Source organism: Caballeronia sp. LZ035, assembly GCF_031451175.1.
Taxonomy (GTDB): domain Bacteria; phylum Pseudomonadota; class Gammaproteobacteria; order Burkholderiales; family Burkholderiaceae; genus Caballeronia.
Genome location: NZ_JARUXS010000014.1, coordinates 1 through 15226, shown reverse-complemented (window position 1 = coordinate 15226; position 15226 = coordinate 1). Strand labels below are relative to the sequence as shown.

Sequence of the window (15226 nt, the reverse complement as noted above, 5' to 3'; positions counted from 1 at the left end):
ACATTGCGGTTCGTGTCACACGCCGCGCGGCCTCGGATATCAGGAGCGCGGCTATGACGAATCATCGCAAGCGTTCCTTTCGGGCGGCCTCAACGACAATTGGTTCGCGTCGAATTTGCGTACGGACCCCGGTTCGGGTCTAACACGCATCACAGCGGAAGACCTCGCGGCCTTCATGAAGACCGGTCACGGCGCGGGCATCGCAGCGTATGGCAGCATGGTCGAAACGATCGAGGACAGCCTGCAGTACCTGACCGATGACGACTTGCGTGTCATCGCGGTTTACTTGAAGACGTTGCCTGCGACCGGCGCCGCCGACGGTGTCTTCGATCCGGCACTCGCGCAACCTGGCCGTCTGAAAACGCGGGCGCCGGACGCTCCGCCCGCACAGGGCGCGGCTGTCTACGCGGGCTTTTGCGCGCAGTGCCATCGCGACGACGGCAAGGGCGTGCCGCAAGTGTTTCCGGCACTGGCTGGCAATCCCTCCGTCATCGGCGAGGACACGACGTCGCTCATACGGCTGCTGGTCGAAGGCGGCAAGAGTCCGGCAACGATACACGGGCCGCCGCGCGAGCCGATGCCGTCGTTTGCTGCACGCCTCACGGATGTCCAGATCGCGCAAGTGCTGACCTACGTGCGCGCGTCCTGGGGCAACGACGCGCGCCCGATCACCACGAACGACGTGGCGTCGCTGCGCAGCACGCTGCGCAAATAGGCTAAATAACAGGTTGAAGGCCGGGGACCGGCTGGCCACGCGTTCGGCACGCCTGGCTTCACGCCGCCCGATCCAGACGGATTAACGCTTGTTAGACGCCTTGTAGGCATCTATCACGCTTCTCGGCGGCTCACGCGTCGTCAGCACACGCAACGGATCGAATGAGCCGTTGCACACACGCTGGATCGACGTGGGCGTCACAGCCGATGGTACAGCTCCCATCATGACCCTCACGCCCACCAGCGCGCGCACGCGGCGTTTCGTCAGTCCCTACAGAGGCCGCACGTCCGCGCCGCCGTCGCTGATCTGGGTGACGAAGCCCAACAGCGATTCAGCGGTGTCATCGGAGTCGATCACCATGCCAACGCTCGCGCCCGCATGGCGACGAAAACATGGCGTCGGACGCGTTCTTCATGTTGACTTCGAATGTCGTGTCCTCCCGCACAAGATCGAGCGCGAGCCGAGCGTCTTCTTCGTCTCGCTGTGACCCGTGAGGCGGCCGGACCGCTGCGAAGTGCGCTTCGTCGCCGCGCCCGCGGACGTTCAACGGCCAGTTGCGCGAGCCGGCCTGCGGATGGCGGATCTATACGCAGCTGATTCCGAGGACCTAGGTCTGGAGTGCTGCGACACAAGCAGTTTGCAAAAGCAAGCCGATGCGGCGTTCGCGCTCGGCATCGAGGTCGATGTGCTCCGCGACGCCTTGCTCGCGAATAACCTCCGCTTGCCAAGGCGCGCCAATCGCCATGATCCCTGCTCATCATATCTTCTTGGCACATTGCGCCAGATACTGATCGAAATAGTGCTCGACGCGCAAGAGCGCGTACAGCGCGGCCTCGCGCCTAATTTTGTTGCGCTCGCCCTCGAAGCGCCGGGTTTCGGTAAAAGTCAAGACCGCGCCGTCGTGCGCGCGATACGACCACGCGAAACACTGCGTGCCCGGGGGGGACCGCCGTCCGGCACCTTGTCGGCAACGCCGGTATTGGAGACCACGACATCCGCGCAACACGCTTCCTGCCGAAGTGCGCCCTCGGACATCTCCCGCGCCACAGCTTCGCTCGTCAACCCTTCGCGCTGCATCGTTTCTTCGCGCACGTCGAGGAAACCGGCCTTGCCTGTTGGGGAGTAGGTGACGAATCCCACGTCGAGACAGTTTCCGCTGCCAGGCACCGACGACCTAACGAGGCAATGTATCCCGCTGTGCACGATTCCGCCGTCGCGAGTTTAAGGCCGCGTGAACTGAGAAACGAAACAACCTGCCTGGGAATGTCCATAGTCGACCTTTTTCCAAGGCTTGTTCAACAGCTTGACTAGCAGTCGCTGTGCCGTCCCATTCTTCCTCCTTGGAAATAATGTGCGCATTTGCCCGTCGGAAGCCTGCACGACGAATGTGGGGCGCGATTGCCCTGCGGCCGCGTGCCCGTCTCATGCCCCGGGGTGTCGTCCCACATACAACGTGCACGTCGCCAAAGAAGCGAGAATAGGCATGCAGAAATGTTGTTCGTCTATCACGACCGTGATCCGCACGGATTACCCGCACGTGACGGCGGCCTTCCATCGTTACCACAGCATCGCACCGTGGCGGCGCAGGCGGGCTATCGTCGAACTGGCCTGAACGGCGGTGGAGACACACGCTCAAAAGAAGAGGTAGTCGTCTGTCTGGCGCTCGCAGCGGTGCTTCCCGGCGATGGCACGTTCGACAAGTCAAAACTCGAACACGATGGGTACGCGTGGATACGCGGAGCACGCGCTCACCTTGCCGCTTGCCGCGCTTGGTGCGCGCATGCTGCGGCGCCTGGTGCGACTCATCACCCAGCGCCGTCCGGCCACCAATGCGGTCTATACGGCCGGGACCTTTGCGCTGGCATCGGTCATGGTCATGGCGCTGGCGGTCGTAGCCGCGGCTCGGTGCTTTCGCCTGCGAAGGTCCGGCGCGCGCGCCTTCGATAATGCCCGCTCCTCCGCTGCGCCCGCAGCAAAGACGCTGGCCGGCGAAAAACTTTCGGCCTACACGGCTGCCAGCGCTACCCCTCGATGCGAAAGCCAATCTTGCGGGTCACTTGCCAATCCCAAATTTCCGGCCCTCTTGGTATGGCCGCAAACTGCATGACCTGAGACCAGTCAATGTGCCGCACCATCGTAGAGGTCTGCGCAATGCCATCTGTACGGCGCGTCCGAGAAAGAAAGTGACGAAGTGAAATCTCGACAAGCTTAAACGCGAGCGGACATTAATCCTCCGAGAAGAAGCTTGTGTATCGAGCGTCGTGTGCACCCGACTCACGCGGTCGAATCAAAATGTATCCGGCCGGCCAAGCGAGCGAGCGAGCTACTATCGTCGTTCCGGAGGCTCCAGTTCGCGACGATCTGCTTCTGGCACCTAAGCCGCCGGTCGGAGCCGGCGAGATCTCGGGCTGTTTGATTGATTCTGCCCGCTCCCCGTTAATCTGTGTCATCACGCGCTCCGGGGATCGCAACTCGTTGGAGCCGTCCGAACATGCTTATTCGCATGTATGTGCGAAGGACCGCATTCGAGGCTTGGCAGTACACGCAGAACCGGTGCAATACGTACACGCCAAGAGTCGACGCGGAAGGCGAGAATCGAGACTTGTTTGACTATCGAGACTTCCATGCGTCAGACCTTCGGCAAGAGGCCGAAGCTTGTTCTCTTTTCGACCTCGACAACGCCTTGCGCAGGTTCTTCGCCGGATGATTTCCTGATCTACGCGTCGTATCGCGGTAGTCAGACATCTGGCTATGTTGGCACCTTGAAAGTAGTGCGGAAAACGGATAGCAGGTTGCTTTACCCATTCGAAGGCGCGGATCAGTTGGGGCCGTTCAAGACGATGACTGAGGCGATTGAAGCCGCTCAAGCTCGGGGAGAGGCTATTGTCAATGGCGACATCGCCAACCCGGAGTTATGAACCGGCAAGACGGGTGGTCTCCGCGTGATTAATGTTCGTCGCGTCCTCAGCCTTTTCGGTTCCTGAGCGACGCCTCGCGAAGCGCGAGTGGCATGTATTTTCCGGTTCCCGCGCATCGGCTCCGCGTGCCACGGCGCTGCCAGACCTGGCTAGGTCCGCACGGTCGGCTCGTTTCTTTGCGGTTGCGATTCCGAATGCTTGGTCCCGACGACGGACCTTCTCGGGGTCGACATGTCCGTCGGCCGTGAAACCCATAATGAGCTGCGGCATCCCGAGCGGCAGCTGAGCGTGTCGGTCGATCTGCCACGTATGCCAGGTTTTTCCGTAGGTGTCTACAAGGGTGGCGGTTGCTTCGTGTTCTGTTCGTGACGGAACGCCGCTAGCGCGCGATACACCTGAAGCCGCGCCCGCATGACCGAACCTAGAGGACGGTGCGCGGCGAGGCTGTGTGCCGGACGAAACGTCATGTGCTCATCGAAGAACTGGACGCGCGCCGGACCATAAGCATCCTGACGCGGGATACGCAGCGTCGCGAGCGCGCGATACGGGCTTTCCTCGACGGGCCACTCCACTGACGCATCCTCGATCGGCTGCGTCTCTGCCTGGTCCCACAACTGCGGGCGTAACTCGATGATTGCATCGTGCCCGGCGAAGTATTCGACCGCGGCGTGCCGGAAGCCGTCTTCGTCCTTGTGCGGATCGAGCTTCCATTCCTTTAGTTCATCCTGTGCCGCCGAGACGGGAAAGGCGCCGACCTTCGCCACGAAGTCACCGGAGCGCACCGGTGCCTGACTGAAATAGGCATCGACGAGCGGGTGGCTATACGGGTGGCCAAAGAAATCGGCCTTGGCGCTTGGCTCCGCGACCTTCGTCAGCAGACGGTTGATGTTGCGCGCGAGACTCGATACCGCGCTCTTCGCGCCTTCCGGAAGCGGCGTGGCCGCGCCGATCTGCTTCGCGTCCCGCAAGAAGCCTTGCGCGGTGCCCGAGGAAAAGGTCGGGCCGGTCGCGAACACGAAATCCTGTGTGTCGTCCATGTGGCCCGGCAGCTTCTCGCCCTGGACGCCGAACACCTTGATTGCGATCCCGCGATGAGTCGAGACGTGATCGCCCAGCGTCTCACCCGGACCTTGCGCGAAACGTATCGCGACCGGATAGGCGCCCGGGGTGGCGAACAAGCCCTGCGCCAGTTCCGGCGGCAACTCGGGAATATGCAGCTCGCCAATCACGCAAGCCGAACGCTTCGCATAAATGTAGAGGCATGGCGTACACGGCTGTACGCAATGGCCGTTCCCACGATGACGCGGAACGCGTCAGTGTTTGTTTTTTGCGGAGCGATGCTGCGCGTCCGCCAGTCGGCGAGCAATGTCCGCGGCGGCATTGACATCCGGGTCCTCGGCGCGCGGCGCGCCGTTTTCGCCGGAGGCCAGCTTCAGGTACGCTGCCGCCAGTTTGCGCAGCTCGTCTTCGGATGCGTCCTCGATCCCGATCAGCTGATTGTTGGCTTTGCGGTTCGACGCCAGCAACTCGTTGAGTTTCAGATGGACGGCGACGCTGTCCTTGTTGGCGCTCTGCTGGATGAGAAAGACCATCAGGAAGGTCACGATCGTGGTGCCGGTATTGATAACCAGCTGCCAGTTCTCGGAGTAGTGGAACACGGGGCCGGTGACGATCCAGGCCACGACCGAAATGACCGCAAGCGCAAAAGCGAGCGGCGAACCAGCCCAACGCGTGACAGCCCTGGCAAAGCTGTCAAAGGCTCGTGTGAGCGGATGTCGGCCCGCATAGGCTGGTGTCGAAGTCGAGGGAACCGTGTAGATGGGATCGGCTTCTACGAGATGGGGCTTGCTGTTCATGGCTGCGTCGAAAGTGGAGATTCAAGCCACAATTTAAGCTGTCCAGCTTTCGACTAACCTACGTTTCTCGTTAATTTCTTGACTCGCTTCCTCGACTCCCGGAATCAATGGGCGGCTCGTGTATCTGCTTCATCGAGCACTTTCTGAATGACCGCGTGCAGTTCGTCGAAGGTAAAGGGTTTGAGCAACTGGAACCATGTGAACGCGCGCGTTTCGTCGGTCACCACGGGTTCTCCCGAAGCAAAAATGACGCTCAGCCCCGGGCAAAAGGAACTGGCCTGTTGAGCCAGATCGAGACCGGACATGCCGGGCAAATTGATGTCGGTCATCAACACATCGAACTTGTGCCGTGCCATTTCCGCGAAGGCCTGGGTAGGCGATTCCGCTTGCACAACCGTGTGACCCAACATGGAAACGAGCTCACACACCGCTTCGCGGGCGAGATCGTCGTCCTCGACAATGAGGATGTCGAGCGCGGCGGGTTCAGTGCGGCGTCTCGGTTCGATCGCGGCTGCGTACGACGGCAGCGCCTGGCCGGGCGAGCCCAGTACCTGACGAACCTTGGAGGCGAGTTCCGCCCGGCTGTACGGCTTGCTGAGAAGCTCGACACCTTCGTCCAGACGCCCTGCATGCACGATGGCGTTCTGCGTATAACCCGACGTGAAAAGAACTTTCAGATGCGGCTGCAAACGCACCGCCTGCCGGGCCATCTCGGGGCTGCGCAGGGCGCCCGGCATGACCACATCGGTAAAGAGCAGATCGACGTGGACGCCACTGCCCACGATCACCAGTGCCTGCTCGGCGTTGTCGGCCCGCAGTACGCCATAACCGAGCCCCGAGAGCATCTCGATCACGGTGGCCTGGACCTTCGCATCGTCTTCGACCACCAGCACCGTTTCGCTGCCGCCCATGAGTCTGGTGCTGACGACGTGGGCCGGTTCGTAGGCCTCGGTCGTGGTTCTCGGCAAATAGATGCGCACCGTCGTGCCGTGATCGGTTTCGCTATAGATCCGGATATGGCCGCCCGTCTGCTTGACGAAGCCATAGGCCATGCTTAAACCCAGTCCGCTTCCCGCGCCCTCGGGCTTCGTCGTGAAAAACGGATCGAAGGCGCGTTCCAGCACGTCCGGCGTCATGCCGGTTCCCGTGTCGGTCACGCCGAGCATCACGTATTGTCCGGCCGGCACATCGGATAAGGAGCGCACGTAAGCATCGTCGAGCATCGCATTGGACAGTTCGAGCGTCAGCTTTCCTCCGTCAGGCATGGCATCCCGCGCGTTGATCGCCAGGTTGAGCAGGACGTTTTCCAACTGGTGCATGTCCACCATGGCGTTCCATAAGCCGCCTGCCACCACCGTCTCCACCGCGATGGTTTCTCCGAGCGCGCGGCGCAACAGGTCGTCGGTGCCCCGGATCATGTTGGCGACATTCACCGACACCGGCCGCAAGGCCTGACGGCGTCCGAACGCAAGGAGTTGCGACGCGAGCTTCGCGCCGCGATCGACTGCATCGAGCGCATTGACGAGCCGCGTGATCAGCCATTCGTCACGCGCATGCCGCGTACTGATCAGCTCCAGGTTGCCGCGCAGGATCTGCAGCACGTTGTTGAAGTCATGCGCGACGCCACCGGTCAGCTTGCCGATGGCCTCCATCTTCTGCGACTGGAACAGCGCGGCCTGCGTTTGCTCGAGGGTCCGTTGCGCCTCGCGCCTTTCCGTGACGTCGCGGGTAATCTTGGCGAAGCCGATCAGCGTCTGTGCGTCGTCCCTGATCGCGTCGATGACGACGTGTGCCCGAAAGCGCGTGCCGTCGTTGCGCAAGCGCCAGCCTTCCGCTTCGAAGCGACCATCGCGCGCGGCGGTAGCCAGCGCATTGTCCGGCACGCCGGCGGCGATCTCGTCGGGCAAGTAGAAGCGCGAGAAATGCGATCCGACGATCTCCTCGGCCGTGTAACCCTTGATACGCTGCGCGCCCAGATTCCAGCTGGTGACCTTGCCTTCGGGCGAGAGCATGAAGATGGCGTAATCGGAGACGCCCTGGACCAGCAGGCGAAAGCTGCGCTCGCTCTCTATTACTGCGTCGTGCGCCTGGCGCTTTTCCGTCTCGTCGCGCACGACCTTGACGAAGCCCGTGAGGGCCCCGGCGTGATCTTGAATGGCGGTGGTCACGACGCTCGCCCAGAAGGCAGAGCCGTCCTTGCGCTTGCGCCATCCCTCGATGGCGAAGCTGCCGTGTGCCAGCGCGCCCTTTAATTCGGCGCCCAGTGTTTCTGCAGCGATCGCCTCCGCTGGAAAGAGCACGGAGTAATGCTGCCCGACGATGTCTTCGGGCTCGTACTGATAAATCAGCGTTCCGCCGTGATTCCACGAATCGACGATGCCCTCGGGTGTCAAACCGAAAACGGCAAGATCGACCGTCGTTCGCGCCCAGATCGTGGCCCAATCGGACGGAAGAAAGTCGTTTTTACTGCCGCTGGGATTCATGAGTCGTGTTTCTCGAGGTGGCAGGGAAGATGGATCAATGCGACCGTCCTATTTTAACGGCTCACTTGCGGCGAGCGCCTACGGGCATCGACATTGCGCTAGCGTGGTAGGCAGCAAGACTGATAACAACGAGGAGCGGCGAGCGATGGTGCGGGTGTTGGTGGTAGACGACGAGCCGGCGATAGCGGACGCACTTAGTTTCATTCTCAGCGACGCGGGATACGAGGTGGAAAGCGCTGCGGATGGATGCCTGGCTCTGAGCAAAGCCGTTCAATGGCGGCCTGATCTGATCCTCTCCGATCTGATGATGCCGCGGATGGGCGGCGAAGAACTGCTGCGTCACCTGCGGCAGTCGCGAGATCTCGCAAACGTTCCCATGGTTGCCATGAGCGCATTGCCGCCACCTCAGGGGTCGGGGTTCGATGGCTTTCTTCAGAAACCGTTCTCAGTGCGCGCGATGCTCGGACTTCTCGGGCAAGCCGTGTTGCGCGGCTAAGCATACGAATTCAGTCGTCGTTGTCCAGCAATCGTCATCCCGTATTCACACGGGATGCGCACGTCGCCAGCTTTCCAAGCTCTTTCCATTGTCGAACAACCCGCCAACAAACGCTCCGTCGGCATGCCGTTTGCGCTGCACGGCTTGTCTGCGGGTTGAATACACCGCGCCTGCTTCACGACCTTCCGGAGCGCCTCCCATGACCACCACCGTCGGTGATTTTCTGATCGACCGCCTGCATGCCTGGGGCGTGCGCCGCATTTTCGGCTACCCTGGCGATGGCATCAACGGCGTGTTCGGCGCCCTCAATCGCTCGAAGGGCAAGATCGAATTTATCCAGGCACGCCATGAGGAAATGGCCGCCTTCATGGCTTCCGCGCATGCGAAGTTCACCGGCGAACTCGGTGTGTGCATCGCAACGTCAGGCCCGGGCGCGGCACATCTCATCACCGGTCTCTATGATGCTCGCCTCGATCACATGCCCGTGCTCGCGATTGCCGGCCAACAGGCGCGCGCCGCGCTCGGCGGCCATTATCAGCAGGAAGTCGATCTCCCCGCGATGTTCAAGGACGTCGCCGGCGCATTCGTGCAGCAGGCAAGCGTTCCCTCGCAGATCCGGCACCTCGTGGATCGCGCGGTGCGCATCGCGCTTTCCGAGCGCAAGGTGACCGCGCTCATCCTGCCCAACGACCTTCAGGACCTCGACTACGAGTCGCCCGGCCGCAAGCACGGCACGCTGCATTCGGGCGTGGGCTATCGCGCGCCGAAGACCGTGCCCTACGACGAGGATCTGAAGCGCGCAGCGAACGTCCTCAACGCAGGCAAGAAGGTAGCGATCCTCGTCGGCGCGGGCGCGCTGAATGCCACCGACGAAGTCATCGCGGTGGCGGACAAGCTCGGTGCGGGCGTCGCGAAGGCCTTGCTCGGCAAGGCCGCGCTGCCCGACGATCTGCCCTTCGTGACGGGCTCCATCGGCCTGCTCGGTACGGAGCCGAGCTACAAGATGATGATGGAATGCGATACGCTGCTGATGATCGGTTCGGGCTTTCCGTATGCGGAGTTCCTGCCGAAGGAAGGCGCGGCGCGCGGCGTGCAGATCGACCTCAAGGCGGACATGCTGAGCATCCGCTATCCGATGGAAGTGAACCTCGTCGGCGACAGCGCCGAGACGCTGCGTGCTCTGCTTCTGCTGTTGGAGCAGAAGACCGAACGCGCTTGGCGCGAGGACATCGAAGGCTGGGTGGCGAAATGGTGGACGACTCTGGAGAAGCGCGCGATCGAACCGGCGCAGAGCGGCGTGAATCCGCAGCGCACCGTGTGGGAGCTATCGCCGCGCGTGCCGTCGAATGCGATCGTCACCAGCGATTCAGGTTCGGTTGCGAACTGGTATGCGCGCGACCTGAAGGTAAAGCGCGGCATGCTGTGCTCGCTGTCGGGCGGACTCGCTTCGATGGGCGCGGCCGTGCCCTATGCGATCGCCGCGAAGTTCGCGTATCCGGAGCGGCCCGTGATCGCGCTTGTCGGCGATGGCGCGATGCAGATGAACAACATGGCCGAACTCATCACGGTGGCGAAGTACTGGAAGCAATGGCGCGATTCGCGCTGGATCTGCATGGTCCTCAACAACGAGGATCTGAATCAGGTCACGTGGGAACAGCGCGTGATGGAAGGCGATCCGAAGTTCGAGGCGTCGCAGGACATTCCCTCGGTGCCTTATCACAAGTTCGCGGAGTTGATCGGCCTGAAGGGTATCTACGTCGATGAGGCCGAGCGCATGGCCGCCGTATGGGATGAAGCGTTGGCCGCGGATCGGCCGGTGGTGATCGAGGTGAAGGCCGACCCGAATGTGCCGCCGCTGCCGCCGCACATCACGGTGCAGCAGGCGAAGGCTTTCGCGACTACGCTGATGAAGGGCGATCCGAGTCAGGCCAACGTGATCGTCGATACGGCGAAGCAGGTGCTTGGCGCGGTGTTGCCGGGGCACAAGGGCAAATAATCCATGCATCTGTCCAGGCGTGAGGCGCCGATCGGAATCATTCGGACGCGCGCCTACACCATTCCCACCGACAAGCCCGAAGCCGACGGCACCTTCACCTGGGACGCGACGACGCTCATTATCGTTGAGGTCGTGGCGGCGGGCAAAACGGGTCTGGGCTACACCTACAGCGATGCAAGCGTTGCGAAGGTGATCGAGGCCACCCTTGCGCCGGCGCTTCGGGGCGAGGACGCGTGGCACATCGACGCACTCTGGCAGCGCCTGCAACAGCATGTGCGCAACATCGGGCGCTCGGGCGCGGCGGCTACCGCAATCTCAGCGCTGGACTGCCCGCTGTGGGACGTGAAGGCGCGGTTGCTCGACATGCCGCTTGCGCGGTTGCTCGGCATGGTGCGCACACGCGTGCCGCTGTATGGCAGCGGCGGCTTCACCACCTACAGCGACGACGAGATGCGCGAGCAGCTCGCGCACTGGGTGCATGAGATCGGGTGCCGCTGGGTCAAGATCAAGATCGGCAGCGAGCCTGCGCGCGATCCCACATCGCGTGGCGGTGGCGCGTGACGCCATTGGCATGCAGGCGGGCCTGTTCGTCGATGCAAACGGCGCGCTGGACGGCGCCATCACGCCGGACCTGTCGCGGCCCGGCTGCGGGCTCGAATTCAAATATACGGATGCACACTGGTACGCGGTGTGAAGCACACGGGGCACGGCATGAAGCAATTCACGGCAGGCAATCTGGCAGTGGCGGCCGGGCTCGCGGCGGCGGGCGCCGCTTTCATCGGCATGAGGTCGAACCGGCGCGCGGCGCCCGTGCAGACCCATATCGACACGGCGCGCAGTTTCAATCGCAGCTCGGCGCTGCTCGCGCTCTCCGTGTTTGCGGACAGCGCGATGGAACATTACCGCGGCTCCTATGACAACCCCGCGATGGTCACGCCGCTCGTGGTCTCCGCGCTGTCGTTGCTCGCAGGCGTGCATGGCGGACGCGATCACGAGCCGCAGCGGCATCCGGTGCGCGATTCAGTGTATCGGGGCGCAGCGCTCGCGGGCGTCGCGGGCACCGGCTTGCATCTGTACAACATCACGAAGCGCCCCGGCCAGTGGAGCTGGCATAACCTCTTCTATGCCGCGCCCATCGGCGCGCCGATGGCGCTGCTGCTGTCGGGCGCGCTCGGCGCGGCAGCGGAGCGCCTGCGCGACGAACCGCAACACGAGCCGCGACTCTTCGGCCTCCCCGCCGGGCAGGCGCTGGCGCTGCTGACGAGTGCGGGACTGATCGGCACAGTGGGCGAAGTTGCGTTGCTGCATTTTCGCGGCGCGTTCCAGAACCCCGCCATGTATGCGCCCGTCACCATTCCGCCGCTTGCTTGCGCGCTGCTGCTGCACACCGCGCTCGCCACGCCGCGCCCACGCTGGTTCACCCGGCTCTGGCTGCGCATGACGGCGGCGCTCGGTGTCATCGGCGTGGGCTTCCATGCGCGCGGTATCGCCCGCAATCGGGGCGGCTGGCGCAACTGGAGCCAGAACCTGTTCAACGGTCCACCGCTGCCCGCGCCGCCGAGCTTTTCCGCGCTCGCGCTCGCGGGCCTCGCTGCGAAGCGTTTGCGGGAGACCGAGCGATGAGCCTGCCCCGCTTTCCCGGTTATGACGTGACGGACAAGCGTGAAACGCCGTCATGGGACCAGGTCACGCGCGATGTCATCGACGAACGGCTCGCAACGCCCACGGAGCCGCGTTTCCTCGATACCGTCGAATGGCGCGCGCTGACGGCGCTATGCGCGTGCATCGTGCCGCAGGATCATGAACGCGAACCCGCGCCGCTGCCCGCGCTGATCGATGCGAAGCTCGTCAGGGACGTCGGCGATGGCTATCGCGACGCCCGTCTGCCGATGCTGCGCGACGCGTGGCGCATCGGTCTCGCCGCGCTCGACGCGGAAAGCCGCGCGCGCCATGAACTGCCGTTCGCGAGCATCGACGCAGCCGGCCAGCGCGCGCTCTTGCTCGACATGCAGCACGGCGCCCTGCACAGCGACGCGTGGCGCGGCATGCCGCCCGCCCTGTTCTTCGCGATGCGCGTGCTGCACGACATCTGCGGCGCGTACTACTCGCATCCGCGCGCCTGGAGCGAGATCGGCTTCGGTGGCCCGGCGAATCCACGCGGCTATGTGCGCATGGTGTTCGACCGCCGCGATCCCTGGGAAGCCGTCGAAGCCAAGCCCGGCACGGAAGCGCGTACGCTGAAGGAGAATCGCCGTGTCCGATGATCCGCAGCAGGTTCCGCGCGGCAAGCATGGCCGCGCGCCCGATGTCTTCCATCAAGGCGCATGGCTGCCGATGCGCGAATACGATGAAAGCGAGGAAGTGGACTTCGCAATTGTCGGGACGGGCGCGGGCGGCGGCACGCTGGCCTGCCGTCTCGCCGAGAAAGGTTTCAGTGTGGTGGCCTTCGACGCGGGCGCGTGGTGGCGTCCGCTCGAAGAGTTCGCCTCGGACGAAACGCATCAGTCGAAGCTCTTCTGGACCGACGAGCGCATCTGCGACGGCGACGATCCGCTTCGCCTCGGCAACAACAACAGCGGCCGCGCGGTCGGCGGCAGCACCGTGCACTTCGCGATGGTGTCGCTGCGCTTTCGGCCGGAGTGGTTCAAGGCGCGGTCGCTGCTCGGCTATGGCGCGGACTGGCCGCTCGACTGGCGCGAAATGTGGCGCTATTACGCGGAGGTCGAGCAGGCGCTGAAGATCGCGGGTCCGGTTACGTATCCATGGGGGCCGAAGCGGCCGCGCTATCCGTATCGACCGCACGAACTGAATGCGGCCGCGCTCGTGCTCGCGCGGGGCTGTGAGGCGCTCGGCATGGACTGGACGCCCACCCCGCTCGCCACGCTCTCCGCGCCGCGCGGCGATGCCCATCCGTGCGTGTATCGCGGCTTCTGCGTGTCGGGCTGCGCAACCAATGCGAAGCAGAGCGCGCTCGTCACGTGGATACCACGCGCCGTGCAGGCGGGCGCCGAGATCCGCGATCTCGCGATGGTCGGCCGCATCGTCATGGGCGACGATGGCCGCGCTCGGGGCGTCGAATATTTCCGTGAGGGTCGCTGGCGCTTCCAGAAGGCACGCAACGTCGTGGTCGCGGGCTATGCAATCGAAACGCCGCGCCTGCTGCTGATGTCCGCCACCGACCGTCATCCCGACGGCCTTGCCAACAGCTCGGGCCTGGTCGGCAAGAACCTGATGGTGCAGTTGAACCAGGCCGCGTGGGGAACGATGGAAGAGGAAGTGCGCTGGTACAAGGGCCCGCCTTCGCTCTCGATGACGGAGCACTGGAATTACGAAGACAAGGGTAAGGACTTCTTCGGCGGCTATTGCTACATGAGCCAGGGCCCGCTGCCGGTGGCATGGGCCTCGGTGCAGAACGGGCGCGGGCTGTGGGGACAGGCGCTGGTCGACGAAATGCGCAAGTACAACCATCAGGCGGGGCTGAAGATCGTCGGCGAAACGATGCCGCAGGAGCGCAACCGCGTGACGCTCGCCGATCAACGCGACCAGTACGGCCTGCCGGTTGCGCGCGTCACCTATTCGCTCTGCGACAACGACAGGCGGATGGTCGCGCATGCGCTCGGCACCATGAGCACCGCGCTCGAAGCCGCGGGCGCGCGCGAGGTCTGGCGGCAGGACGACGATACCTGTCATCTGAACGGCACCGCACGCATGGGCGATGATCCCGCGACGAGCGTCGTCGATGCCGACTGCCGCAGCTGGGATATAAAAAACCTGTGGATCTGCGATGGCTCGGTGTTTCCGACCGTAGGCGGCGTGAATCCGTCCCTGACGATTCAGGCCGTCGCGCTGCGCACGGCGGACCGCATCGAGGCGCTGGCGGCGCGCGGGGAGCTTTGATCGAAGGGAGAGCACGCGATGAACACGCTCGACATCGACCGTCTGCGGCCCACGCAGATCACGCACGGCGAACGCCAGATCAGGCAGAAAGTTGAGGCTTATCGGGCACTGCATGCACGCGACCTGAAGATGGCGATCGCGGAGAAGCCCATCGCCATCGTGCTGGGTCCTGTTCCGCTCAAGTATCCCCGTCTGGCCGACAATCCGGCGGTGCTGTCGCAGAAGCCGGATTCGCTCGTGCGGCTCGTGCTGCAGGGCGGACGCGCGCCGTCCACCGTCCATGGTCCTGAACCGAAGAAGATGCCCGCGTTCGCTGACCAGCTCACCGATACGGAGATAGCCCGCGTGCTGACCTTCGTGCGCGCGACGTGGGGCAATAACGCGCCGCCGGTCACGACGCGCGATGTCAGGACGATGCGCGAAGCGGTGGGAGGCGGCTCGACACACTGAGCCGCGCGCCAAGGCACAGCCATTGCGCCTGGCGAATGACCTGAACGACCGACACTCGATGATGCAGAAGCCTCCCCGACGCCTGCTCGTGATCTCACCGCATCTCGACGACGCCGTTTTCAGTTGCGGCGCGCTGCTCGCTGCGGAAACCGATGCGTTGGTCTGCACGGTGTTCGTCGGAACGCCCGAGAAGCCGATGGTGACCGGCTGGGACACGGAGTGCGGTTTTGACGACGCTCACCAGGCCATGGAAGCACGTCGCGCCGAGGACATTGCGGCGCTGGAGAGACTCGGCGCACACGCCAGGCATCTCTCCTTCCTCGATTCGCAATACGCGGAGGACGGATCGCAAACGATGGAAGCCATCGCTGACGCGCTCGCCGACGTGATCCACGCGGGTCACCATGACGCCGTC

The 15226-nt window shown here is 63.6% G+C and carries 14 protein-coding genes and 3 pseudogenes; 10 read left to right on the top strand and 7 right to left on the bottom strand.

Going from position 1 to position 15226, the window contains the following annotated elements:
- Positions 1-715, top strand: a 715-nt coding sequence (locus tag QCE88_RS41560) for a c-type cytochrome (protein WP_309911852.1), incomplete at its 5' end; no start/stop codon positions are given.
- 607 nt (positions 716-1322) lie between these two features.
- Here QCE88_RS41560 and QCE88_RS41555 read toward each other — a convergent pair.
- The 3 genes and pseudogenes from QCE88_RS41555 to QCE88_RS42220 form a co-directional block, all read right to left on the bottom strand.
- Positions 1323-1460 (bottom strand): hypothetical protein, encoded by a 138-nt coding sequence (locus QCE88_RS41555; RefSeq protein WP_309911850.1) that lies wholly within the window; start codon positions 1458-1460, stop codon positions 1323-1325.
- Between the two features lie 12 nt (positions 1461-1472).
- Positions 1473-1986 (bottom strand): annotated as a pseudogene (locus QCE88_RS41550) (CinA family protein).
- Between the two features lie 750 nt (positions 1987-2736).
- Positions 2737-2820 carry a hypothetical protein gene (locus tag QCE88_RS42220; protein WP_409018338.1) on the bottom strand — a complete coding sequence of 28 codons (84 nt, stop codon included), beginning with the start codon at positions 2818-2820 and terminating at the stop codon, positions 2737-2739.
- 519 nt (positions 2821-3339) lie between these two features.
- Between QCE88_RS42220 and QCE88_RS41540 the strand changes: the two genes are divergently transcribed.
- A complete protein-coding gene (locus QCE88_RS41540; RefSeq protein WP_309911848.1) occupies positions 3340-3633 on the top strand; it encodes a DUF6723 family protein in 294 nt (97 codons plus the stop codon).
- On the opposite strand, the pseudogene QCE88_RS41535 reads toward QCE88_RS41540, so the two are convergent.
- The 4 genes and pseudogenes from QCE88_RS41535 to QCE88_RS41520 form a co-directional block, all read right to left on the bottom strand.
- A pseudogene (locus QCE88_RS41535) lies at positions 3628-3960 on the bottom strand (DUF1264 domain-containing protein); the annotation flags it as partial. The gene QCE88_RS41540 and the pseudogene QCE88_RS41535 overlap by 6 nt on opposite strands.
- A 5-nt stretch (positions 3961-3965) precedes the next feature.
- The gene (locus QCE88_RS41530) at positions 3966-4862 is read right to left on the bottom strand and encodes a catalase family protein (protein WP_309911847.1); all 897 of its coding nucleotides are present in this window, start codon (positions 4860-4862) and stop codon (positions 3966-3968) included.
- A gap of 84 nt (positions 4863-4946) precedes the next feature.
- Entirely contained in the window at positions 4947-5489 is a 543-nt protein-coding gene (locus QCE88_RS41525; RefSeq protein ID WP_309911845.1) for a low affinity iron permease family protein, read from the bottom strand.
- A 104-nt stretch (positions 5490-5593) separates the two neighbouring features.
- Positions 5594-7972 carry a response regulator gene (locus QCE88_RS41520; protein WP_309911844.1) on the bottom strand — a complete coding sequence of 793 codons (2379 nt, stop codon included), beginning with the start codon at positions 7970-7972 and terminating at the stop codon, positions 5594-5596.
- Positions 7973-8117: 145 nt separating this feature from the next.
- Here QCE88_RS41520 and QCE88_RS41515 point away from each other — a divergent pair, with 145 nt between their 5' ends.
- The 8 genes and pseudogenes from QCE88_RS41515 to QCE88_RS41480 all read left to right on the top strand — a co-directional run.
- Positions 8118-8468: a response regulator gene (locus QCE88_RS41515; protein WP_309911843.1), complete on the top strand. Its 351-nt coding sequence runs from the start codon at positions 8118-8120 to the stop codon at positions 8466-8468.
- Between the two features lie 199 nt (positions 8469-8667).
- The gene (locus tag QCE88_RS41510) at positions 8668-10464 is read left to right on the top strand and encodes a thiamine pyrophosphate-requiring protein (RefSeq protein WP_309911841.1); all 1797 of its coding nucleotides are present in this window, start codon (positions 8668-8670) and stop codon (positions 10462-10464) included.
- A gap of 3 nt (positions 10465-10467) precedes the next feature.
- Positions 10468-11077 (top strand): annotated as a pseudogene (locus QCE88_RS41505) (enolase C-terminal domain-like protein); the annotation flags it as partial.
- Between the two features lie 98 nt (positions 11078-11175).
- Positions 11176-12087: a hypothetical protein gene (locus QCE88_RS41500; protein WP_309911839.1), complete on the top strand. Its 912-nt coding sequence runs from the start codon at positions 11176-11178 to the stop codon at positions 12085-12087.
- Positions 12084-12728 (top strand): gluconate 2-dehydrogenase subunit 3 family protein, encoded by a 645-nt coding sequence (locus QCE88_RS41495; protein WP_309911837.1) that lies wholly within the window; start codon positions 12084-12086, stop codon positions 12726-12728. The genes QCE88_RS41500 and QCE88_RS41495 overlap by 4 nt, the downstream gene beginning before the upstream one ends.
- Positions 12718-14361 (top strand): GMC family oxidoreductase, encoded by a 1644-nt coding sequence (locus QCE88_RS41490; protein WP_309911835.1) that lies wholly within the window; start codon positions 12718-12720, stop codon positions 14359-14361. The genes QCE88_RS41495 and QCE88_RS41490 overlap by 11 nt, the downstream gene beginning before the upstream one ends.
- 18 nt (positions 14362-14379) lie before the next feature.
- Positions 14380-14811 carry a ParB-like protein gene (locus QCE88_RS41485; protein ID WP_309911833.1) on the top strand — a complete coding sequence of 144 codons (432 nt, stop codon included), beginning with the start codon at positions 14380-14382 and terminating at the stop codon, positions 14809-14811.
- A gap of 58 nt (positions 14812-14869) precedes the next feature.
- A partial coding sequence (locus tag QCE88_RS41480; protein ID WP_309911832.1) for a PIG-L family deacetylase occupies positions 14870-15226 on the top strand: 357 nt, incomplete at its 3' end.

Excerpts from the sequence above, each read along its gene's own strand:
- QCE88_RS41525 (WP_309911845.1), bottom strand. The coding sequence starts at position 5,489 with ATGAACAGCAAGCCCCATCTCGTAGAAGCCGATCCCATCTACACGGTT.
- QCE88_RS41520 (WP_309911844.1), bottom strand. The coding sequence starts at position 7,972 with ATGAATCCCAGCGGCAGTAAAAACGACTTTCTTCCGTCCGATTGGGCC.
- QCE88_RS41555 (WP_309911850.1), bottom strand. The coding sequence starts at position 1,460 with ATGGCGATTGGCGCGCCTTGGCAAGCGGAGGTTATTCGCGAGCAAGGC.
- QCE88_RS42220 (WP_409018338.1), bottom strand. The coding sequence starts at position 2,820 with ATGCAGTTTGCGGCCATACCAAGAGGGCCGGAAATTTGGGATTGGCAA.
- QCE88_RS41515 (WP_309911843.1), top strand. The coding sequence starts at position 8,118 with ATGGTGCGGGTGTTGGTGGTAGACGACGAGCCGGCGATAGCGGACGCA.
- QCE88_RS41485 (WP_309911833.1), top strand. The coding sequence starts at position 14,380 with ATGAACACGCTCGACATCGACCGTCTGCGGCCCACGCAGATCACGCAC.
- QCE88_RS41510 (WP_309911841.1), top strand. The coding sequence starts at position 8,668 with ATGACCACCACCGTCGGTGATTTTCTGATCGACCGCCTGCATGCCTGG.
- QCE88_RS41500 (WP_309911839.1), top strand. The coding sequence starts at position 11,176 with ATGAAGCAATTCACGGCAGGCAATCTGGCAGTGGCGGCCGGGCTCGCG.
- QCE88_RS41540 (WP_309911848.1), top strand. The coding sequence starts at position 3,340 with ATGCGTCAGACCTTCGGCAAGAGGCCGAAGCTTGTTCTCTTTTCGACC.
- QCE88_RS41495 (WP_309911837.1), top strand. The coding sequence starts at position 12,084 with ATGAGCCTGCCCCGCTTTCCCGGTTATGACGTGACGGACAAGCGTGAA.